This window comes from Cylindrospermopsis raciborskii Cr2010, assembly GCF_003367075.2.
Taxonomy (GTDB): Bacteria; Cyanobacteriota; Cyanobacteriia; order Cyanobacteriales; family Nostocaceae; genus Raphidiopsis; species Raphidiopsis raciborskii.
In genome coordinates this window covers 234,413-256,081 of the sequence record NZ_CP065936.1, presented here as the reverse complement: position 1 = coordinate 256,081, position 21,669 = coordinate 234,413, and the positions used below count along the sequence as shown (strand labels likewise).

Here is a 21,669-nt window from a genome sequence, read left to right as displayed (position 1 = left end):
GTAAACTAACAAATATGCATATAAACACAAATAATGACTTTACTAGTCAGCTCAACTTTAGCCAGCGTATAGCAGTTGAGCATTATTGCGGTCCCTTACTAGTTGTTGCTGGTGCAGGTTCAGGTAAAACCCGCGCTCTAACCTATAGGATTGCTAATTTAATTTTACAAAACCGTGTGCACCCCGAAAACATTTTAGCAGTAACTTTCACCAATAAAGCTGCAAGGGAAATGAAAGACCGGATCCAAAGATTATTCGCGGATCAATTTGCCATAAATCAATATGGTCAGAAATTAGATTTATTGCCCGCACAACAACAAAGCGAGGTCATATCCAGTGTTTACCGTACCTACATTAAAAACATCTGGTGTGGAACCTTCCATAGTTTATTTTCCCGGATTTTGAGGTTTGATGTTGAAAAATATCAAGACGAAAAGGGTCGACACTGGCAGAAGAACTTTTCTATCTTTGATGAATCTGATGTACAAACTTTAATTAAAGAAATTGTCACAAAACAACTTAACCTAGACAGTAAAAAGTTCGACCCTAAATCCGTTAGGTATGCCATTAGTAATGCTAAAAACCAAGGTTTATCACCACGAGAATTTGAAGAGCAACAACCTAACTATCGTGGTCGAGTAATTGGGGAAGTTTATAACCTTTATCAAGATCAATTAGCGGCCAATAACAGTTTGGATTTTGATGACTTAATTCTAGTTCCCACTAGACTATTTGGGCAAAATGAGCAAGTTTTGGGCTATTGGCATAACAAGTTCCGTCATATTTTAGTAGATGAATATCAGGACACCAATCGGACTCAATATGAACTACTACGTTTATTAGTTACGAATGGTGAATGTCGCAAAAACCAATGGAATTGGGACAATCGTTCCGTGTTTGTGGTTGGTGATGCAGACCAGTCAATTTATAGTTTTAGGATGGCTGATTTTACCATTCTATTGGAGTTTCAACAGGATTTTGGAGATGGTTTAGATGATGATGACACCAGGACTATGGTGAAACTAGAGGAAAACTATCGCTCCTGTGAAAATATTCTGCAAGCTGCTAATGAACTGATTGAAAATAATACCGAACGCATTGATAAAATCCTCAAACCTACGCGAGATGTGGGCGAGTCTATTTATTTTCATAAAGCCGATGATGAAGTCGCTGAAGCAGATTTTGTTATCAATCAAATTCGGAATTTAACAACTAATAACCCTGATATTAATTGGGGAAGTTTTGCCATTCTCTATCGCACTAATGCCCAATCTCGACCCTTTGAGGAACTGCTGGTAAAATATCAAATCCCCTACACCGTGGTGGGAGGCATGAAGTTTTATGACCGAAAGGAAATCAAAGATGTTATTGCCTATTTAAGAGCAATTAATAATCCCGCAGATACAGTAAGTTTATTAAGGGTCATTAATACTCCTCGACGAGGTATCGGCAAGTGTACTATAGACGTTTTGATTAATGCTTCCCAACAATTGGGTACTACCCTGTGGGAGATATTGAGTGATGAAACTTCTGTAAACACCTTGACCGGACGTGCGGCAAAATCTGTAACTAGTTTTACTAGCATGATTAAAAAATGGCAAACTACTCAAGTTCCTGCATCAGAAGTCTTGGAAGGAATTCTGGAAGATTCTGGGTACCTCCGGGATTTAATGGACCAGGGAACAGATGAAGCTGATAATAGAATCAGTAATGTTAAGGAACTATATAATGCTGTATCCCAGTTCCAAGACGAAAACAAGGGCAGTGATATTTCTTTACAAGCATTTTTGCAAAGTGCAGCATTAAGTTCAGATTTAGACGATTTAAGCGAAACCAGGGATGTGGTTTCTCTGATGACCTTGCACGCTTCTAAGGGGTTGGAGTTCCCCATAGTGTTTTTAGTTGGTTTAGAGCAGGGACTATTTCCCGGTTATCGTTCTCTACAAGATCCTAAAGCTTTAGAAGAAGAAAGAAGATTATGTTATGTGGGAATCACCCGTACCCAAGAGCGATTGTACCTGTCCCATGCCAGAGAAAGAAGGTTATATGGCTCTAGAGAACCAGCATTACCATCACAATTTCTGGGAGAACTACCCCAGCACCTATTAACCACTAAGTCAAAAATCCGTGCTGCTAGGTCTACTAAATCCACAACAATCACGCCAGAAACTTCTGGAGAAACTAACAACTGGCGTGTTGGTGAACAAGTACTGCACAAAGCTTTTGGCAAAGGTGTAATTACTCATGTTTTTGGCAGTGATGAAAAAATATCCCTGGCAATTAAATTTACCAGTTTGGGTCAAAAAATTATCGATCCCAAGGTAGCACAACTGCAGAAAATAAACTAAACCAGCTTAGACCAGCAAATTAGGGAATGGGCATGCAATCAGTTTAACAGGAAGTTATTCTCACCGTCATACTTGTCCCATTCCAATTGTTAGTAAATGTCACAACACTTGCGATCGCATCCAAGCCAAAGGCAAGGTACTGATCTTTTGCAGTTGAGGAACGTAAGCACGTTGGTTAAACACCTGATAGTCATTACGCTCTATCACATCCAGAATTTTTCCATAGAGCATAGAAGCAGCCCAAACTGGCCAGCGAGCATCCTGGGCCAGATAGCTAATGCCACGGTCAGCCTTGGTATAAAATTCTCGAGCGCGTTTAATCTGGAATCGCATGAGAGAACGCCAACGGTCATCCAAAACGCCCTGTAATAGCTCTTCTGGAGAATAGCTGAATTTTTTCAAGTCTTCCAAGGGTATATAGATCCTACCACGACGAGCGTCTTCACCCACATCCCTGAGAATATTGGTTAACTGATTAGCTATACCCAATGCGATCGCTTCCTCAACGGGCAAATAAGGTTGTATATCTCGATACCAAGGGGCAGAATAAACATTAGTATCTACACCCATAATAGTAGTTGACATCAAACCAACAGTACCCGCCACACGATAGCAGTAGAGATATAAATCCTCAAAAGTTTCATAACGACTGCGATAGAGATCCATGCGCTGTCCAGCAATCATATCCCTAAAGGGTTGAATTTCCAGGGGAAAGTGCTGGAGAGTATCAACCAGGGCCACATCATAATTATCCAATGGGCAACCAGCAAAAATAGAATCTAACTGGGTTTCCCACTGGGCGAGAGTTTCTGGAGTAGTTTTAGTGGCCGCAGGGCCATCAACTAGTTCATCTGTACGGCGACACCAAGCATATATTGCCCAAACAGATTGACGCTTTGTCGGACTCATCAACAGGGTACCCAAGTAGAAGGTTTTAGCATACTTGGCTGTAAGTTCCTGACAAAGTTTATAGGACTCATGGACAGAGACCAGGGTTTTCATGCGCGGAGGGGAATCAGGCAGTTGCAGCATTCTTTGCAGGCGGTCGATTTAGCGTTGGGATATGGGAGATAGCCTGGGCTGTCAGTTTACCGGAAAGTACGGCCCCTTCCATGCTGCCTAAATAACGTTGCATGGTGTAACTCCCACTTAGAAAGAAATTAGTGATGGGAGTTTTTTGGGGTGGACGATACTTTTGACGACCGGGGGTTGCTTTGTAAACTGAACGGGGAGTTTTCACCACGTGAGATTTCAGCAGTTTGGCTGGTTCCTCTCCTCCAAAGTGGTGAGGAAAGAGCTTTTGTAACTCAGTCATTGTCGCTGATACTATTTCCTCGTCAGACTTATCAATCCAATCTTGGGCTGGAGCTAGAACTAGTTCCAACATTGATCGATCAGGATTAGAATATTCACGACAAGTGTTGCTCATATCAGCATAGACACTAAGTAATGGTGACCGAGAAAAAAGTAGGTGATCAATATCCGTCAATTTTTGATCAAACCATAAATGGAGATTAATTACCGGGACACCTTCCAAACCTTCCAGCTTTTGGAAAAATTCCATTTGTCGCCAAGGTTCTGGCAACATGACCTTTAGAGGATCAACGGACATAGCGGAAACGTAAAAATCAGCTGTAATGACCTCATCAGGTTTTCCATCTAACCCGCGTAACAGAAAGCCCCCAACGGTTCCATCAGGATTGAGCAAAATCTCTTTTAAAGGAGCATTAAGTCTGACCTCACCTCCCTTTTTAGTAATATAATCCACAATAGGTTGACAAAGCCTTTCCGTGGGAGATCCGTCCAAAAAGGCGATTTTGGAGCCATATCGTTCCTGTAAAAACCGATTAAGGGCAGTCAGTAAAATTGTGGAAGAAACCTCATCTGGGTTGATAAAGGTCAAAGCCTTAGAGGCAGCAATAAATACATCACTGACCACTCTTTCACCTATACCTTGTCTTTTTAACCATTCAGCAAAGCTGTATTTATCCATTTCCTCCACATATTCTTGACCTCGGACTATAGCGGGCAACAAACCAACAGCAAAACGAAGTTTTTGTTCCCATGTCAACATATCATTGTTACGTAGAATCGAGACAATGATATTAAAAGGTGAAGGAATATCAGGAACATCAAATCGTGATAGCGTTCCAGGCTTATCAGGTTGGTTAAAAATCAGCGTGTGTTGTTTCCACTGAAGTCTGTCCTCAATGCCCAATTCCTTGAGCAGTTGTAGCATGTTGGGATATGCCCCGAAAAAGGCGTGTAAACCGGTTTCATACCAGTCACCATCGGAGTCTTTCCAGGCCGCTACTAGACCACCCAATACATCCCTACGCTCCAAGACAATGGGGGTGTAACCTGCATCTATTAGATATTTTGCGCAGGAAAGTCCTGCTAGACCAGCACCGGCGATGACTACTCGCATTTAACCCTACTGTTTTCAATATTTCTTAATTGTTTTGACGTTTTCATTATACTTTGCATTCTGTTACATTTAACCTGGCTTGGGGAAAAAGTCCCGTTGCATCCCCATGTTTTTAGCAATCCATGTCCCAACATCTACAGCAATTTGGTAATCATTTAATTCTCGGAGTTTCCGGTACAACTCTCACGGATGATGACAAACGGGTACTAAGCGATTTAAAACCCGTTGGTGTGATTTTTTTCGCCAAAAACTTTCTCGATGGTACACCCTATCCCATTTGGTTAGAAGAGTTCAAAAAACTACTTATTGATATTCGTGAATATACTGAGCGAGAATTACTATTTACAGCCCTAGACCATGAGGGTGGAAAGGTAATTAGAACGCCATTACCTATCACGCGGTTCCCCGTTGCTCATTTAGTTAGATCTCGAGCATATCAAGTAGCAAAAGCCACTGGATTAGAATTGAGATCTTTAGGGATCAACCTTTCTTTTGCTCCCGTGGCGGATGTTTTTTCTAATCCTCAAAACCCTGTGATTGGTTTACGTGCTTTTGGTCAAACTGCTGACTTGGCTGGAGAAAACGCTAAAGAGTACTATCGTGGACTCAAGGAATCCGGTATTCTTGGTTGTGCTAAACATTTTCCTGGTCATGGAGATACTAGTCAAGACTCTCATCTGGAGTTACCAATCTTGAATTTGAGTTTAGAAGATTTAAAGAATCGAGAGTTAATACCTTTTGAAATTCTTATTCAGGAACAAATACCACTGATGATGACAGCGCACATACTGTTTCCACAAATTGACCCGGATCTCCCAGCTACAATATCAACTACTATTCTTCATCAGATTTTAAGACAGGAATTGAATTTTTCTGGAGTAGTGGTTTCCGATGACTTAGATATGAAAGCGGTTGCAGATATGTTTGTTTATCCTGAAACAGTAGCACGCGCTTTTAATGCTGGGTGTGATTTATTTTTAGTTTCTCGCAATATAAGCTCTTCATCCATTGAAAAAACCTATAAAATAGCTGAAAATTTCATTTCTTGTTTGCACAATGGTTCTCTAACCCCATCGGTAATAGAAAACTCCCATAACAGAATTGCCCAACTATTAACTAAAACCCCCCAATATGAGGTTTTTCCCCTAGAAAAACAGATATTAGTTGACCATGCAGAACTTGCTATCAACTGTTGTTTTGATCTTAATTGAATAAATAGACCCTGGAACCACTTTTGTAGTTTCAGGGTCTATAGGTTAAGCAATTGGACTAAGAGCAATATGAATGTTAATTATCAAGTTAGGAACGAAAAACTCAGGACTCAACAAGGCGAAGACCCTAATCGACTAGCTTCTCCAACCTTCGTACTGTGCTAATAAGGCTTCTTTACTGGTTATTTCACCAATTCCTGGAGGTGCTAAATAAGCTACCCCCAACGCTTGCAAATATCTATCACGATTGAACAGTACCGCGCCTTCTTCAACGGTTTTATCAATCATTTCCGCGCCTCCATTGATATCAGCAGCAGCTTCAGCTTGGATAGGAGTCAACAGGTCATCCACCATACCTTTGAAGTTTAACATCCGATTTTCTCCAAAATTTGCTTAACTTAATAATGCTGATTGAGACATTATCTAATATAATGACCCAACTCATCATTTACTAACATGGTAGATTTCACATTTGGGAATTACATCCGGAATATTAGATCTAGTTCAGGTAATATATAGCAATCTGATTTATTCAGTGGGTGACCTGAGATTCGAACTCAGAACCAGCGGATTAAGAGTCCGATGCTCTACCGTTGAGCTAGTCACCCCAACTGAAAAATCATGATAACAGAGTTTTGACTTTAGATCCAGTGGTACAGTCAAAAAACTGGATCAATCTGTGAGTTTTAGAGAGAATAGAAAGCACTAAGACCCCTATAGGTTATCTGTTTAGCACTTAATCGAGTGAATTCACTAACAGACGGATTGCCGTAGGGATCGATTACACCCGATACTTGCTTCCACAGATCCATAGGAGCTGGAGAAATTTCATATATACCATTATTAGACTGACGCACGTAATACCATTTTTTTTCTTGACACTCTGGACACCAAAATGCCTCCAACCACTCTCCTTGAATAGTCACAGCTGTGTATTGAGATATTACTAAAGAAGCAGTACGACGACCAAAACCTCTTTTTTGTAACTGACCTGGTTTATCCGCAAAAAGTCTATATTTTTGACTGACGCTGTCAAGGTAACAATCATGAATGGGACAGTATATAGCCCTTCTTCTGGAACGGTTCCGATTCTTATCACACCTTCTTTGCACTTGGTCCTCGCTCAATTAATTTGATACAAAAAGTCACAAGCAGATAAATTTGGTAGTTGTTGTTATATAATTACCAGGTTTTCCTGTTTACCAACCATGGGTGTTTATAGAATCATTAGGGGAAACCACCAGTGATATCAAAACTTTCGACATTTTCTATAGCAATCAACTTCATAATTTTAATTAGGTATGTAATAAGAACTGTTTGAGAGTAACACGAATGATGCAACATTTTCACCTTAAAAAAATTAAGTCTTAACAAAACTTAATGAGTTGATTGTGGCATGGCGAGGAACAAGACCAATCGAGTAAGTAAAAGTTTACACAGTCAAGAGCAGACGACGGAGATGGTCTAAAGCATTAGCAGCAGCTAGGTAACGGACTAGAGTACGAGACCTCATGGTTCCGAATCTACATTCGTAGCTATGTACCTGATGATTAGGACCTGAAATGCCAATGTACACCAAACCTATGGGTTTGGTCTCACTACCCCCAGTTGGTCCAGCAATACCTGTAATACTTAACCCCCAGGTAGTTCCTAAACTATTTTTCACACCAATAGCCATTTTTTGGGCAACCACAGGACTCACAGCACCAAATTGGTCTAAATCCCCAGGATCAACTCCTAATAATCTCACTTTTACCGAATTATCATAAGCAATCACTCCCCCCCAAAAGTAATCTGAACTACCGGGAATTTCCGTCAGCATTTGTCCCACTCCTCCACCAGTGCAAGACTCAGCTACTGACAAACTTGTTCCCGAAAGACGCAGCAATTTACCAACAACAGATGCTAATGTTTCCCCATCAACCCCATAATAGTCCAGTCCACCAATTTCTTTAAGTTTCTTTTCTACGGGGGCAATTATCTCTTCTGCGGCCACAGTATCCGGTGCTTTGGCACAAATTCTCAGTCTTACTTCTCCTTTACCCGCATAGGGAGCAACCGTGGGGTTAGATAAACTCAGGTAATCAGAAACCTTTTCCGCAAGGACTGATTCACCCACACCCCAGAATTTTAAACTGCGACTGTAGATAATTTCCTTTCCCCAACCTTGACTTTTGAGGAAAGGTACTGCTGTATCTTGCCACATTTGGTGCATTTCGCTGGGAACACCTGGAAAGGTTAAAATCGTCAGGTTTGGTCTAGGTTGCCAAATTATACCCGGTGCAGTTCCCGTGAGATTGGGTAAAACTTGGGCCCCTTGCGGAATTAAGGCCTGTTTACGGTTACTGGGAGACATTACTCTTCCTCTTTGGCTGAATTTCTCCCTAATATCCTCAATTATTTCTGGGTCTTCAATCAGGGGAACGCCAAAGTAATCAGCTATGGTCTCACAGGTTAAATCATCTGGTGTGGGACCTAGTCCACCAGTAAAAATTAGAATTTCTACCCTGGAAGCAGCAATTTCAATTACTGTTTTAAGTCTTTCTGGGTTATCTCCCACTACTGTTTGATAGTAGTGGGGAACACCTAGCTGTGCCAGTTGCTGGGCAATAAATTGGGCATTACTGTTGAGGATATCTCCTAACAGTAATTCTGTACCAACACAAATAATTTCCGCGCTCATGTTTGGGAATATGGGAATATAAGGATATTAATTGACCGTTTACACAGGTCTTAGAAAATTGACTTCTCCCCGCTCTAAAGAGACGGGGATTCATTAGAACTAGTCCAAATATTGTCGATACTTTAATATCACTATACTAACGCGGCACTGGGCAGTTCTAAGTGTGGGTATAAAGGAAAGCGATCGCACAGTGCGGCTACCCGCTGTTTACAATCCCTGCCAACTATCTGGGACTCTGGATCAAGCAGGCGATCGCTAATTATGTTTGCAATTTCAGTAAAGTCTACTACATTTAGACCTCTCGTGGTCATAGCTGGGGAACCCAGTCTCAAACCACTGGTAACAAATGGTGACTCTGAGTCGAAGGGAACTGTATTTTTATTAGCTGTGATATTAACACCACTCAATAACTGGTCTGCCTTTTTACCTGTCATGCCAATAGACCGTAAATCTACTAGTACAAGATGATTATCTGTACCGTTAGACACCAATTTTAGTCCCCTATTTTGTAGTTGATTAGCCAGGGCACGAGCATTAGCAATTACCTGACCGGAATAGGTTTTGAACTCGGATTTTAATGCTTCTCCAAAGGCCACCGCCTTACCAGCAATCACATGTTCTAGAGGGCCACCTTGAGTGCCAGGGAAAACCGACTTATCCAGCTTTTTACCTAGTTCTCCATCCCGGGTTAAAATCAAACCTCCCCTGGGACCCCGCAGAGTTTTATGGGTTGTGGTTGTGACTACATCACAGTAAGGAAGGGGATTGGGATGATGACCTGTGGCAACCAAACCTGCTATGTGGGCTATATCTGCCAATAAGTATGCTCCTACCTCATCCGCTATGCTACGGAATTTTTCAAAGTCAATAATTCTAGGATAGGCGGAATAACCACAAATGAGCAGTTTAGGACGTTCTTTAATTACTAAGTCACGAATTTGGTCATAATCTAACTGTTCTGTTTCTTTACTGACCCCATAGTGACATACTTTAAACCATTTACCAGAAACATTAACTGGTGAGCCGTGGGTTAGGTGTCCACCATGGGACAAATCCATGCCCATAATGGTGTCTCCCGGTTGCAACAAGGTGAGGAATACAGCAAAGTTCGCTTGGGCACCGGAGTGAGGCTGCACGTTAGCATGGGCAGCACCAAATAGTTCTTTAGCTCTGTCAATAGCTACCTGTTCAATTTCATCAACAAATTCACAACCACCATAATATCTTTTACCAGGTAAACCTTCTGCGTATTTGTTAGTTAGTACAGAACCCTGCGCAGCCAAAACAGCTGCGGAGGTAAAATTTTCACTAGCAATCAATTCTAAGTGATCTCTTTGCCGTTGTAGTTCTTGGTTGATTAAATTACTAATAGTAGGGTCAACAGATTTGAGAATTTCTGAGTTGGTCTTATTCACAATAATTATCCTTATAATTACCCCTTAATCGTACTACCAAAACCTCACCACCTATGGATGGGTGCGACAACCCTGAGATTTTTTCATACATTACAATTATAGTATACAATAGGAACGGGTGCGAAAAAATTTCCTTTTCTTTAATCTTACTATCGTGTGGCAATGTTAGTCATTTTAACAGACGATCAGATCTTTGCCCCGGAGCAAGTTTGTCAATCTTGCTTACTTGCTGATAATAGCGGTCAACCCCGTTGGCACGAAGGTAGGTTACGTTGTGGTCAAGCTGTAAAAAAGTGTACAGAACACCAATCGGAACAGTATGAATGTGTAATGGGCTTTAGACTGGCTAATATTCCTTAATAAGATTTTATCAATCGAGGGGTACGGATTGTTATTCTTAATATCCCAATGTCCCAATCTTAAAAGATTGCTAAAAGAAATTATGCCACAACCATAAGTTGGCATAAGATTATCAAAGTCAACATAATTATCAAAATTGCAGCACGGGAGAAATCACAATGTCTTGGCGCGGATCCACTACTATTCCTGACAGAATCTTTGCCTGTTTACCCTATTTACTACCCTTAGTTGATAGTCTGGCTTTCAGCGGGTTTTTAGTGCAACAGTTTCCCATCCTGGGAATAGTCTTGTTACCAATATTACCAATTGCTACGGTTTATCAGGCATCCGGGTATGGTCAAATCCTAGTGTTTTTTGCCCTGTTCTTCTTTGTAGTCAGAAATGAAAAAATTAACCACTTTATTCGCTTTAATGCCATGCAGGCGATCCTCTTAGACATTATCATATTTTTATCTTCCATACTACTAAGAGTATTTGGGACTCTTCCCAGCAGCGATTTTGCAGTGCAGATCTTGGAAAATACCATATTTTTAGGGATATTCGCCTGTGTTGTCTATTCCGTATTTCAGTCCTTAAATGGTCGCTATCCAGAAATACCAGCTATTTCAGAAGCAGTTCACATTCAAGTTCGTTAGTACCGGGCTATTAACTATATCTGGCAACAACTATATTTTCTAATCTGCCAATTCCTTCAATTTCTACGGACACGCGATCGCCCAAATTTAACGGACCTATACCGGATGGAGTTCCAGTCAGGATTACATCACCCGGTATGAGGGTCATAACTTGACTAATATAAGAAACTAAGATATCGGGAGGGAAGACCATTTGATCAATAGAAGCAGATTGAACAGGGTGAGACTGGTCATTCAGAAAGGTTTGTAATCTAGCACCGGGATTTAATTCCCGGACAATCCAAGGACCTAGAGGGCAAAAGGTGTCAAAACCCTTAGCTCTAGTCCATTGAGAGTCCTTACCTTGTAAGTCGCGAGCAGTAACATCATTAGCAATGGTATAACCCCAAATCTTGCTTTGAGCCTCCTGTGGCGAACAATCACAAGTGCGATCGCCAATAACCAGTGCTAACTCACCCTCATAGTCTACCCGTTGTGACTGACGGGGATATTTAATTTCCATCCCCGAAGCAATGACAGTGGTGGGTGGTTTCAAAAAAATTAGGGGTTCACAGGGAACAGATCCACCCATTTCAGCTGCGTGGTCAACATAATTCTTACCCACAGCAACAACCTTATAAGGCAAACAGGGAGCCAGTAATTGATATTTACCCGGTTCCAAAATCAAACCCGTCGGTTCTCCCTCCAACCAAGGGGGACCATCTAAAACTATCACACTCAGGGATATTTCTAGTGACCCGTAGTAAATCCTTCCTTCCTGACTTTTAACTCGCACGTACCGTTGTGCCATAATTTCTGCCATAATTTGGGTTAGACAATGGAACTGAAAACTGCTACAATTGTAATTCCTTGTTGCTTCGGATGTGGAATGGTTGGTAACCTATCAGGTTACTCTACACACATACCTACATCAGCAGCCTTTGTTGTCCATAAGGGAACTAACAATACATGACTACAGTTTACGAAACAACCTACATTCTCCGTCCTGATTTGGGAGACGACCAGGTAGACCAGGCCATAGTTAAATACCAAAACCTGTTGAACGAACAGGGCGCAGAGAATTTGGAGATTCAAAATCGTGGCAAGCGTCGTCTTGCTTACGAAATAAATCGCCATCGTGATGGTGTCTATGTCCAGTTTAACTATACAGCTCCTACAGGTGCTATTGCTGTTTTTGAGCGTAGTATGCGTCTAAATGAAGATGTTATCCGTTACCTAACTGTTAAACAGGAAGTTAAAACTACAGCGCCCGATAGCGAAGCAGTGCCAGCTTAACCACCAATAGTACTTGTACTAAAACTCGGTTGCTCTCACCTGAGCAACCTTGACCTAATGAGAAATATAAGTACATATTTTAACAACCTAAACAACTTATAGAGACATAACCCACCGTGACTGAATCCGAGAATCCCAACATCCAAGAGCTTGGTACGGAAGTGTTGCAGTTGCGTCAAGACCTGCAACTGAGAGATCAATTGGTGCAGCAGTTATCCCAAGAACTATTTCGACTGGTCAAAGGTAATCATACTTTTATCCCTGAGCAAAAAGAGTTAAAGGGTAATGTGGGACAAATAACCGCACTGCAGCAACAACTGCAAGCTATGGAAGAGCAAGTAACATTTTATCAGGAACAAATTTCTGTCCGCGATACCGAAATTCGCCAGCTAAGACAGTCAGTGCAAGAACTAACTGATCGTAGTCGCATGTTGGAGCAGGTGGTACAGGAGCTACCACAAATTTATAGTCAAAAATTTGAAGAAAGAATTAACCCATTGCAGGAAAAAATAGCCATGCTGGAAAAGGAAAATGGACAACTCCAAGCAGAATTACAAAGCGTTAGTTACAGACTTGCTCTAAAAAGCCGAAATTCAACCCATAGTGGCATAGACTTACCAAATTTCCCCTAGGGTTGTGCAAAACCTTAAATTGTTTTTAAATTTTCATAGACACAGTCCATAACGCCTACAGTATAGTACGCGTCATGGACTAGCTCCGTGGTAACTGGATAGAGCTATAGGTTGTGCTCAATTAAACTTTGGATGATTATAATATATCCTAGAATGTAGTAGAAACTAAACTAGGAGTAGAATCGGGTATATGGTAATTGTTAACTATCTCAAACACAGAATCTAGGTGAGTTAGTTCTAATACTAGCCTAACGGGAGCTTGTACATTGCAAATCACCAAACGGCAACCGCTTTCACGCACCGTTTTCAGTGCTTGAACCAGGGGAACTAAACCCGAGCTATCCATAAAATCAACCTTAGCTAAATCCATAACCCATAGCTGATCTGGCTGGGGGGTAATTTTAGCCATCTTTTCACTTAGGTCAGTACCAACTTGTAAGTTAATGCTTCCTTGAGGTTGGAACAAAATCACTTGGCGTTCTTGTGTAAGAGTCATGATTTTAACTGGATAATTGAACGGGAGAGTTGAAATGTTCACTAGAGACACTCTATTATACATCAATTACAACTCCTGATCAACAGTATTTACACTGTTTTCTAAGGGTTATAACATCCAAATCAAAAATGAATCCGATCAGGTATAAATTTTGATTTCAAACTTAATTTCTCATAGTATAGGCATAAAAATTGCCAAATTTCAGTAGCAAACTTAACAATTATAAAATTGGCAGACCGTGCAAAAATTTGAACATCAATTAAAAAGTATTCTAAAATATGGAATTGTATAAAGTTGGTGGTGTTGAATGTCTTTGGAATTATTTTCACTGGAAAAAATCCAAGAATTTGCCCAAACCTACGGTTACTGGGCGGTTTTCGTGGGGATTTTGCTAGAAAATTTGGGCATTCCTCTACCTGGTGAAACCCTAACCTTGGTCGGAGGTTTCTTAGCCGGTAGTGATGAGCTTAATTACTGGCTAGTTTTGGGTGATGCTGTTACAGGTGCTGTAATTGGCGGTATCTGTGGTTATTGGATTGGTAGGCTTGGTGGTTGGTCATTACTAGTAAAAGCGGGAAAGATATTTCGTATATCTGAAGAGCGACTAGTTAGTATTAAAGATCAATTTAGTGAAAATGCTGGTAAAACCGTGTTTTTTGGTAGATTTTTTGCCTTATTGAGGATTTTCGCTTCCCCCTTAGCTGGTATTGCGGAAATGCCATTTGGCAAATTTTTAGTATATAACTTAGCTGGTGCTTCCGCTTGGGCCAGTATAATGGTCACCCTAGCATTTTTTGCTGGGAAAATAGTTTCTTTAGAACAGTTGGTGGCTTGGGTGAGTCAGTTTGCCCTATTGGCTTTACTGATACTGGTTTTAGTGATTGTACTCCCCATTTGGTGGGAGTCACGTCAAGTTAAACATTTAGGCGAGTAGGCAACAAGGTGATGGGAGATTATATCTCTATCACCTGCTGTCCTATTTACTAATCCCTATTGTATTGGGCCCAAATTCGGGTTGGTAAACCCCAAACATAAATGAATCCTTCCGCAGCTTTGTGATCAAATTGATCCTCCGCGCCGTAAGTTGCTAAATCTGGTGTATACAGAGTATTTTCACTCCAACGTCCCACTATAGTAGCATTGCCCTTAAACAGTTTTAGACGTACTACTCCAGAAACTCGGATTTGTGTTTGCTGTATAAAAGCATCTATAGCATTTTTTAATGGACTATACCAAAGTCCATTATATACGAGCTTAGTATAAGTTTCTTCAAGACCACGCTTGTACTGTGTCACATCAGCAGTCAGAGTCAGACTTTCTAAATCTCGATGAGCATTGATTAATACCACCATAGCTGGTGATTCATAAATTTCCCGCGATTTAATTCCCACCAGTCTATTTTCAATCATATCAATACGTCCAATACCATGATTGCCAACTATGGTGTTGATTTCTTGAATTAGCTGTACTGGTGTTTTGACAGTTCCATTAATAGCAACGGGAATGCCCTTTTCAAAGCCAATTTCCAGATATTCCGGTTCATTGGGAGCATCAGCTACGGCTTTAGTCATTTCATAAATTTCCTCGGGCGGTTCATTAGCCGGGTCTTCTAATATACCAGCTTCTATACTCCGACCCAGTAGATTTTTGTCAATACTATAGGGGGAGGATTTTTTCACAGGTGCTGGAATACCGAATTTTTCACCGTAGGCAATGGTTTGTTCCCTACTCATTCCCCATTCTCTAGCAGGTGCCAGAATCTTTAACTTGGGGTTCAGTGCAGTGCAGGAAACATCAAAGCGAACTTGATCATTACCTTTGCCAGTACAACCATGAGCGATCGCATCTGCACCATAGTTTTGGGCAGTTTCTACTAGTACCTTAGCAATTAATGGTCTAGCGAGAGCTGTTCCCAGAGGATAGCGATTTTCATAGAGAGCATTAGCTTGAATCGCGGGAAATGCGTAGTCTTGGACAAAACTTTCTTTAACATCTGCTACCAAGGATTCACTGGCACCGGATTTTAAGGCCTTTTCTTTGACTGGCTCTAATTCGTCTCCCTGACCTAAATCTGCTGCTAGGGTAATAACTTCTTCCACTCCCCACTCGTGTTGCAGGTAGGGGATACAAACGGAGGTGTCTACCCCACCGGAGTATGCTAAAACAACCTTTTTGGCGCGACCCATTAATTTCTCCAGTTAGAACAACATTGATTGATGATTCTTAAAACATTGCTATTTTAGTATACAATTTACTATAATTAGAGCGTTTATTGTCCATCAACAAACCCTGACTTTGGTTGCCATTAAAATCACATTCTAGGTGAAATAGTGTTCTTTAGTGTTATTATTCCCACTTACAACCGACTACCGATTTTACAAAAGTGTCTTACCGCTTTAGAAAACCAGAGTTACACCAGTCAAGTCACAGGTTACGAAGTAGTTTTGGTGGATGATGGATCCACCGATGGCACTTTGGACTGGTTAGCAAAACATCAAGATCTATTTCCCCATGTTCGCTGCTTTCAACAGGATCATGCAGGTCCAGCAGCAGCACGAAACTTAGGAGTGCAAAATTCCATGGGGGATACAATTATTTTTATTGACAGCGATTTAGTAGTTCTAGAGAACTTCTTAGAGGCTCATAGTGATGCTTTAACTCAGGGGAAAAAAAGACTGGGCGGCGATCGCCTATTTACCTATGGTGCGGTAATTAACACTTGTAATTTTGAGGATCCCACCGCCGAACCCTATAAAATCACAGATTTTTCCGCAGCTTTTTTTGCCACGGGTAATGTAGCAATTCCCAAACACTGGTTAGAGAAAGCAGGTTTGTTTGACACAGGTTTCCAGTTATATGGTTGGGAGGATTTAGAATTAGGTGTGAGGTTAAAAAAACTGGGTTTACAACTAATCAAATGTCCCCAAGCAGTAGGTTATCATTGGCACCCACCCTTTAGTTTGCAACAAATTCACAATTTAATTGACAAGGAAATTCAAAGGGGAAAAATGGGGGTTTTGTTTTATCAGAAACATCCCACTTGGGAAGTGAAAATGATGATTCAAATGACGTTCTTTCACCGATTGCTATGGGGAATACTATCCTTGAACGGGCTATTAAACGAAAAGACAATGGCTCCCCTGTTGCAGTGGTTAATTAATTTAGGTAAACCACAGCTTGCTTTAGAAATAGCCAGAATCTTTCTTAACTGGTACAACGTTAAAGGTGTTTATCAAGCCTACAATGATATCTTTAAGAGAGCTATTTAGAAATAACATTGTTTAGTCAAATCTAAACCCCGGTAGACCTGGTCAATAGGAAAATTGAAGTTAATACTTTGCAGTTCAATAACTTCCCCCGGTTTGTAGTTAATAATCAACCAGTCACCTCTGTCATTTTTGTGATAAAGATCAACTTCCATACTAGTAGAACTAACTAGAAGATAATCTATCAAAGCTGGGTTTTTGCGGTACATTCGGAACTTGCCACCCCTATCGTATGCTTCCGTACTGGGGGATAAAACTTCAATAATAAGACAGGGGTAGGTAATATATTGAGTATTAGCTTTATCTCTATCATCACAGGTAACACTGATATCTGGGTAAGTATAGTTATTACTACCCAAAATATTCACTTTGATATCGGAATTGCCAGTAATACACCCGGTGTCTTCTAGGTAACTGTCTAGCATAGAAGTAAAGCGTATAGAGATCCGACCGTGATTGATACTACCACCACCCATGGCATAAACTTGACCATCGATATATTCGTATTTTTCCGGTTGGGTGGACTCCCAGGTGAAATACTCCTCTGGAGTCAGGTAAGGGGTTTGGTCCTTGGCTACAATCATCTGTTTTGGCTAATAAAAAGGATTACTTAACTATCATTAATCAATTGTAATAGAGCCTCCATGGAAATCTTACCACTCATATCAGTACCCTCCAATAAAGTATCCGCCAAATCTCGCTTATGATGGTGTAGTTCTACAATTTTATCTTCAATAGTATCCTTTGCTACTAGCCTATAAATAGTAACAGGGCGTTGCTGTCCAATCCGGTGGGCGCGGTCAGAAGCCTGATCTTCAACAGCTGGATTCCACCAGGGATCTGTGTGAATTACATAATCAGCAGCTGTCAAATTTAATCCTGTACCTCCTGCTTTCAAGCTAATGAGAAATATATCCCCATCTCCAGCTTGAAAACTGTCCACACTTCTTTTCCTTTCCGCCATAGGCGTACTACCATCTAAATATTGATATTTAATACTTTTGCTCTCCAGATAATTACGGATGATGTGCAAATGATCTACAAACTGACTAAATACTAATGCTTTATGATGATTTTCCAGCAGTTCCGCCAGCACCTCACCTAGCAGCTGTAATTTAGAACTAGATAAATCAGTATTAGGCATAACCAAACTGGGATTACAGCAAGCGCGACGTAGTCTCATAATTTCTGCCAGAACCTGCAAATGCTTTTTACCCGGATCTGCATCACTTTCATTCAGTTTAGAAATGGCTTGACGACGTAAAGCTTCATAGAACACCTTTTCCTCCCGACTCAATTCTACATGAAGGAGAATTTCCGTACGAGAAGGTAACTCTTGCAACACTTGACTTTTTGTCCGCCGCAGCAAAAATGGCTGAATCAGTTTTTTCAGTTTATTTCTGGCTTGTTTGTCCTGATGTTTTTCAATTGGTGTAGAAAACCGCTGATTAAAGCTATCAAAAGAACCCAATAACCCAGGATTAATAAAGCGGAACAAATTCCATAATTCACCCAAATGGTTCTCAATGGGCGTTCCAGTAGTAATTAACTTAAAATTACCTTTCAGACCCATTGCAGCTTGGGAACGTTTAGTATTGAGGTTTTTGATAGCTTGAGCTTCATCTAAAACTATGGTTTGCCATTCTACCTGAGATAGCATTCGAGCCACATCATCCTGTTGCAGTAAACCATAACTACATACCAACATATCTAAGGGTTGTAACTGATCCAATAATTTTTGCCGACTAGAAATAACTGGTGTCTCCTCTCCATCTAAATCTTTGTCAGATAAAGTGCGATCGCTAACACGAGTGTTGGCACCAAACTGAATAACATTGAGGGTAGGGGCAAATTTATTTGCTTCCACGACCCAGTTCATGCACACAGAAGTTGGGGCAATAATTAAGGTTGGTCCAGCGTGGGCATTTCTAGTAATAACAGCTAATGCTTGTACCGTTTTGCCCAGTCCCATTTGGTCAGCCAAACAAGCTCCCACACCCCAATGAGCTAATCGTGCTAACCAGCAAAAACCTTCCATCTGATAGTCTCGCAGTTCTGCTTGAAATGTTGACGGTAGTTCTGGTTGCAGGCTTTGCACTTCTTTAAGACGGCTGATATGCTGTTTCCAATGTTTATCTGCTTTCAGATTACCTACATTATCCACAAATTCTTCTAGGTTAGATGCAGCTAGAGGATGAAACATCAGTTTCTTACCATGTTTTTCTGAAAAAAGTTGTAGCTCGTCTAGTTGTTTACGAAATACTTCACTTAACGCTAAAAATTCACCATCACCCATGGGAATAAACCGACCAGGGGTTTTCTCAAGTAATTGTAACAGTTGCTCCATATCCAAAACTAGGTCTTCGCTCAATTTCAATTCACCAGTTGCAGCAAACCAATCTTTTTGGCGTTCAATGGATAGGTTAAAGTCTTTCAAGTCAGCATGATAGCTAACACGCATTTTTTCACCTTGAGGCCATTCTACAACTATCTTATCCTTTAATGCTTGTAATTCCAGTAGCAGTTCCAAACAGTTATCTGGGTCTTCTATTACCCATTCACTCCCTTGTTCGTTAACACTTATTAAAGTAGGACAGTTGTGAATAACATGTTGGGACAGTTCCTTTTCTTGAGATAAATTACGTCTGGTTTGTAAACGTTTGCCACCTATTTCAGCAATTACCCTCTCTCCACCAATACCCGGATGAAAGTATGGTCCACCTTCAGTAAAGGGATGTGATAGCAGGCTAACCTTTAAACCCGTATTAGTGGGTAATAAATGAACGTATGGTAGGGTTTGAGCGGGTAATTCTTCTATACCCTCCACATTCTCACCAATATCAGAATGAACAGTGACAATCCCAGAAACAGCATTGATAGCTGCCAAAATCTTTTTCTCCGCCATTCTAGGAACAGTCAACTTATTTTCATAACCCAAAATCTCTCCCATGCGCCTATGTTCGGGTGTAATTTCAATGACTTTAATGCGGGTGGGAGTTTCCTTGATACAAGTAATATTGTCAGTTGTTATTTTGGGTGATAATTCTATGGTTAAATGATCTTGATCATCTTTTTTTACTAAAAATTCCATCTCTCCTTTTACTATTTCTACCCGAATATTAGGAGCATCTTCCCAAAATACTAGGGGATGTCCAATTAAAGCTAAAATTGCCCTTTCGTTGAACTGATACTCAGGTTTATTGTAGGAAATTCTATAATTAGAGGCTTCAATACAGCTACAGACTTTTACATCTTGGAGCGTGATGTAGTTTAGCTCTGATAAGTTTGTACTCAACCGTTTCAAGGCGATTTGACGACCTTTACTCCATTCTCCCTTCACACTATTTTTCTGTTCCTTGGGTTGTAAAGAACATTTGCCAGAATCAAATTTTACTAGCCAGACTAAACGGGTTCCTGTGTCCGATTGGTTGATAGTCTGGGATTCTTTTTGCATCCCAGCCAAAGCTTGTAGGCGAATCTCCCATTCTTCCTGGGGTTGTAATATATCTACTATGGTTTGAATATTGGTGTATTCCTGTAGAGTTTGTGCTCTTATTTGGTAATTACTATTAGGGTCAATTCGAGCTAACAAATTTGCCGCTTCTATGGCTAACCAGTGATAACCAGCAAAGACAGCACTGCTGTATAATTTTTGTAATACCTTGGGTAGAAGCTTTCTGGCAACTTCAATATCTAGCCAGTAGATACATAGTGAGTAGAATAGTAACTCTAAACTGTTTTTTCCCTTCAGGGATGCAAAATTTGCTTCTTGGAGTAAGGTTTTTTTGGCATTGATATTGCCTTGATGAACTTGCAGTACGACGGTTAGGTTTTTATAAATTAAACTCAGAAAATTACTTGACTGACTCAGTAGATTTGCATACTCCTCTGCTTTGCTCAGAGATTTTGGTGAACCCTCCTTTAGCAGGGCTAGAATAAAGAATAATCCCGTTATGGAATTGAAATATACTTGGCGTTTGCCAATCATTTTCCGTTGAGTTTCCAATCCATCGGAATAGTATTGGATGGCTTGATCATTTTTTCCTTGCAGGAAACTTAACCAACCCCAAAAACCATTTTTCTGACCAATGGAAATATCCGTCATATCTTTTAAACTTTCTTCTGCTTCTTCTGTACAAGCCCTGAGCAAAAATTGCTCTATTAGTATTGAATAGGTATGATTCGAGGAGTGTTTACCCGAATTCTCACACTCCTCTTCTAAGAGAGAAAAAACCTCTTGACAATTAGATAAATTTAGTACTGAATTAAACAGAATATTGGTCATGAAGATCTCATATAGTTCTGGTGGTAACTTAACAAACCACGTGGGATCAAAAGGATTGTTGCACACTTCCTCTGATACATAACTAATCAGTTTTTTTGTAGATTCGTATTCACCTTTTAGATGATGATAGTCATCAATTTGTTTATAGACAAAATCCGTGTCCCCACGATAGATACCAATACGAATTTCTCTAACACACTGGTGCAAGTTGGTAAAATTTCTCCTACCCTTTATATAGGCGTTACGAATTGGTAGTTTCTCCTCTATAGCTGTAACCAATATTTCAAAAATTTCCGTTTCTATGGCATGACGAATCACACCTTCTTTAATCAGAGGATGGCATTCAACAATACCTTTGGGTCCTTGCACCACGAGATCCTGCTGTGCTAAGCTATCAATCTGGCGATTGAGAGATCTAGTATTCCATGGAACATTTCTCTCGTCGGATAAACTAGCACTAACCAAACAGGGTAAAATAGAACTTTTGTCTATTTTTTCATAAATTATGGATAATACTTGCAGGATGTTCTGATAAGCAGGAGACAACTTTAGGTAGGTTTCAAGAAGATCGGCTTGTTTGTTTTTTGTTGAAGATCTGTGATCGGTCATATTAGTTTAGATGTTATTGGATTTAT

19 protein-coding genes and 1 tRNA gene are annotated in these 21,669 nt (G+C 40.5%); 8 read left to right on the top strand and 12 right to left on the bottom strand.

All coding sequences use genetic code 11. The features are described from left to right. The first annotated feature begins 20 nt into the window (after positions 1–20). Positions 21–2,348, top strand: coding sequence for a DNA helicase PcrA (pcrA, locus tag C6N34_RS01090; protein ID WP_115538914.1), 2,328 nt, complete (start codon positions 21–23; stop codon positions 2,346–2,348). Between the two features lie 99 nt (positions 2,349–2,447). On the opposite strand, the gene crtB is transcribed toward pcrA, so the two are convergent. Next, complete coding sequence (gene crtB / locus C6N34_RS01085; protein WP_006275603.1) at positions 2,448–3,380, bottom strand: 15-cis-phytoene synthase CrtB; 933 nt, start codon at positions 3,378–3,380, stop codon at positions 2,448–2,450. Beyond that, positions 3,364–4,776 (bottom strand): 15-cis-phytoene desaturase, encoded by a 1,413-nt coding sequence (gene pds / locus C6N34_RS01080; RefSeq protein ID WP_115538881.1) that lies wholly within the window; start codon positions 4,774–4,776, stop codon positions 3,364–3,366. Before pds ends, crtB begins: the two co-directional genes overlap by 17 nt. 122 nt (positions 4,777–4,898) lie before the next feature. Between pds and nagZ the strand changes: the two genes are divergently transcribed. Continuing rightward, entirely contained in the window at positions 4,899–5,987 is a 1,089-nt protein-coding gene (gene nagZ, locus C6N34_RS01075; RefSeq protein ID WP_115538882.1) for a beta-N-acetylhexosaminidase, read from the top strand. Between the two features lie 135 nt (positions 5,988–6,122). On the opposite strand, the gene C6N34_RS01070 is transcribed toward nagZ, so the two are convergent. From C6N34_RS01070 to glyA, 5 genes are all read right to left on the bottom strand, one after another. Continuing rightward, positions 6,123–6,359, bottom strand: a complete 237-nt coding sequence (locus C6N34_RS01070; protein WP_006275600.1) for a hypothetical protein — start codon at positions 6,357–6,359, stop codon at positions 6,123–6,125. Between the two features lie 164 nt (positions 6,360–6,523). Next, positions 6,524–6,595 (bottom strand) — tRNA-Lys (locus tag C6N34_RS01065). Positions 6,596–6,673: 78 nt separating this feature from the next. Then, positions 6,674–7,099, bottom strand: a complete 426-nt coding sequence (locus C6N34_RS01060) for a hypothetical protein (protein WP_057177783.1) — start codon at positions 7,097–7,099, stop codon at positions 6,674–6,676. A gap of 320 nt (positions 7,100–7,419) precedes the next feature. Beyond that, positions 7,420–8,670: a competence/damage-inducible protein A gene (locus C6N34_RS01055; protein ID WP_006275598.1), complete on the bottom strand. Its 1,251-nt coding sequence runs from the start codon at positions 8,668–8,670 to the stop codon at positions 7,420–7,422. A gap of 131 nt (positions 8,671–8,801) precedes the next feature. Beyond that, positions 8,802–10,085 carry a serine hydroxymethyltransferase gene (gene glyA / locus C6N34_RS01050; RefSeq protein ID WP_006275597.1) on the bottom strand — a complete coding sequence of 428 codons (1,284 nt, stop codon included), beginning with the start codon at positions 10,083–10,085 and terminating at the stop codon, positions 8,802–8,804. A gap of 162 nt (positions 10,086–10,247) precedes the next feature. On the opposite strand from glyA, the gene C6N34_RS01045 reads away from it, so the two are divergent. After that, positions 10,248–10,445, top strand: a complete 198-nt coding sequence (locus C6N34_RS01045) for a hypothetical protein (RefSeq protein WP_115538883.1) — start codon at positions 10,248–10,250, stop codon at positions 10,443–10,445. Positions 10,446–10,603: 158 nt separating this feature from the next. Next, a complete protein-coding gene (locus tag C6N34_RS01040) occupies positions 10,604–11,080 on the top strand; it encodes a Tic20 family protein (RefSeq protein ID WP_057177785.1) in 477 nt (158 codons plus the stop codon). 10 nt (positions 11,081–11,090) lie between these two features. On the opposite strand, the gene C6N34_RS01035 is transcribed toward C6N34_RS01040, so the two are convergent. Continuing rightward, positions 11,091–11,870 carry a fumarylacetoacetate hydrolase family protein gene (locus tag C6N34_RS01035; protein WP_057177831.1) on the bottom strand — a complete coding sequence of 260 codons (780 nt, stop codon included), beginning with the start codon at positions 11,868–11,870 and terminating at the stop codon, positions 11,091–11,093. Positions 11,871–12,028: 158 nt separating this feature from the next. Here C6N34_RS01035 and rpsF point away from each other — a divergent pair, with 158 nt between their 5' ends. Together rpsF and C6N34_RS01025 are read left to right on the top strand one after the other, a co-directional pair. Beyond that, the gene (rpsF, locus tag C6N34_RS01030; protein ID WP_115538884.1) at positions 12,029–12,355 is read left to right on the top strand and encodes a 30S ribosomal protein S6; all 327 of its coding nucleotides are present in this window, start codon (positions 12,029–12,031) and stop codon (positions 12,353–12,355) included. Between the two features lie 116 nt (positions 12,356–12,471). Then, a complete protein-coding gene (locus tag C6N34_RS01025) occupies positions 12,472–12,987 on the top strand; it encodes an Npun_F5560 family protein (protein ID WP_115538885.1) in 516 nt (171 codons plus the stop codon). 148 nt (positions 12,988–13,135) lie between these two features. On the opposite strand, the gene C6N34_RS01020 is transcribed toward C6N34_RS01025, so the two are convergent. Next, positions 13,136–13,483, bottom strand: coding sequence for an STAS domain-containing protein (locus C6N34_RS01020; RefSeq protein WP_057177832.1), 348 nt, complete (start codon positions 13,481–13,483; stop codon positions 13,136–13,138). Positions 13,484–13,790: 307 nt separating this feature from the next. On the opposite strand from C6N34_RS01020, the gene C6N34_RS01015 reads away from it, so the two are divergent. Next, the gene (locus tag C6N34_RS01015; RefSeq protein ID WP_057177787.1) at positions 13,791–14,417 is read left to right on the top strand and encodes a DedA family protein; all 627 of its coding nucleotides are present in this window, start codon (positions 13,791–13,793) and stop codon (positions 14,415–14,417) included. 49 nt (positions 14,418–14,466) lie between these two features. On the opposite strand, the gene C6N34_RS01010 is transcribed toward C6N34_RS01015, so the two are convergent. Further along, positions 14,467–15,669: an argininosuccinate synthase gene (locus C6N34_RS01010; protein ID WP_115538886.1), complete on the bottom strand. Its 1,203-nt coding sequence runs from the start codon at positions 15,667–15,669 to the stop codon at positions 14,467–14,469. A gap of 144 nt (positions 15,670–15,813) precedes the next feature. Here C6N34_RS01010 and C6N34_RS01005 point away from each other — a divergent pair, with 144 nt between their 5' ends. Next, positions 15,814–16,752: a glycosyltransferase family 2 protein gene (locus tag C6N34_RS01005; protein WP_057177789.1), complete on the top strand. Its 939-nt coding sequence runs from the start codon at positions 15,814–15,816 to the stop codon at positions 16,750–16,752. On the opposite strand, the gene C6N34_RS01000 is transcribed toward C6N34_RS01005, so the two are convergent. Together C6N34_RS01000 and C6N34_RS00995 are read right to left on the bottom strand one after the other, a co-directional pair. Beyond that, entirely contained in the window at positions 16,749–17,333 is a 585-nt protein-coding gene (locus C6N34_RS01000; RefSeq protein ID WP_057177790.1) for a Uma2 family endonuclease, read from the bottom strand. The two genes, C6N34_RS01005 and C6N34_RS01000, sit on opposite strands and share 4 nt — an antisense overlap. A gap of 26 nt (positions 17,334–17,359) precedes the next feature. Beyond that, positions 17,360–21,643 carry a DEAD/DEAH box helicase gene (locus tag C6N34_RS00995; protein WP_115538887.1) on the bottom strand — a complete coding sequence of 1,428 codons (4,284 nt, stop codon included), beginning with the start codon at positions 21,641–21,643 and terminating at the stop codon, positions 17,360–17,362. Between the last annotated feature and the right edge of the window lie 26 nt (positions 21,644–21,669).

Excerpts from the sequence above, each read along its gene's own strand:
- crtB (WP_006275603.1), bottom strand. The coding sequence starts at position 3,380 with ATGCTGCAACTGCCTGATTCCCCTCCGCGCATGAAAACCCTGGTCTCT.
- pds (WP_115538881.1), bottom strand. The coding sequence starts at position 4,776 with ATGCGAGTAGTCATCGCCGGTGCTGGTCTAGCAGGACTTTCCTGCGCA.
- nagZ (WP_115538882.1), top strand. The coding sequence starts at position 4,899 with ATGTCCCAACATCTACAGCAATTTGGTAATCATTTAATTCTCGGAGTT.
- C6N34_RS01070 (WP_006275600.1), bottom strand. The coding sequence starts at position 6,359 with ATGTTAAACTTCAAAGGTATGGTGGATGACCTGTTGACTCCTATCCAA.
- C6N34_RS01055 (WP_006275598.1), bottom strand. The coding sequence starts at position 8,670 with ATGAGCGCGGAAATTATTTGTGTTGGTACAGAATTACTGTTAGGAGAT.
- C6N34_RS01045 (WP_115538883.1), top strand. The coding sequence starts at position 10,248 with ATGTTAGTCATTTTAACAGACGATCAGATCTTTGCCCCGGAGCAAGTT.
- C6N34_RS01040 (WP_057177785.1), top strand. The coding sequence starts at position 10,604 with ATGTCTTGGCGCGGATCCACTACTATTCCTGACAGAATCTTTGCCTGT.
- C6N34_RS01035 (WP_057177831.1), bottom strand. The coding sequence starts at position 11,870 with ATGGCACAACGGTACGTGCGAGTTAAAAGTCAGGAAGGAAGGATTTAC.
- rpsF (WP_115538884.1), top strand. The coding sequence starts at position 12,029 with ATGACTACAGTTTACGAAACAACCTACATTCTCCGTCCTGATTTGGGA.
- C6N34_RS01020 (WP_057177832.1), bottom strand. The coding sequence starts at position 13,483 with ATGACTCTTACACAAGAACGCCAAGTGATTTTGTTCCAACCTCAAGGA.
- C6N34_RS01015 (WP_057177787.1), top strand. The coding sequence starts at position 13,791 with ATGTCTTTGGAATTATTTTCACTGGAAAAAATCCAAGAATTTGCCCAA.
- C6N34_RS01010 (WP_115538886.1), bottom strand. The coding sequence starts at position 15,669 with ATGGGTCGCGCCAAAAAGGTTGTTTTAGCATACTCCGGTGGGGTAGAC.
- C6N34_RS01000 (WP_057177790.1), bottom strand. The coding sequence starts at position 17,333 with ATGATTGTAGCCAAGGACCAAACCCCTTACCTGACTCCAGAGGAGTAT.
- C6N34_RS00995 (WP_115538887.1), bottom strand. The coding sequence starts at position 21,643 with ATGACCGATCACAGATCTTCAACAAAAAACAAACAAGCCGATCTTCTT.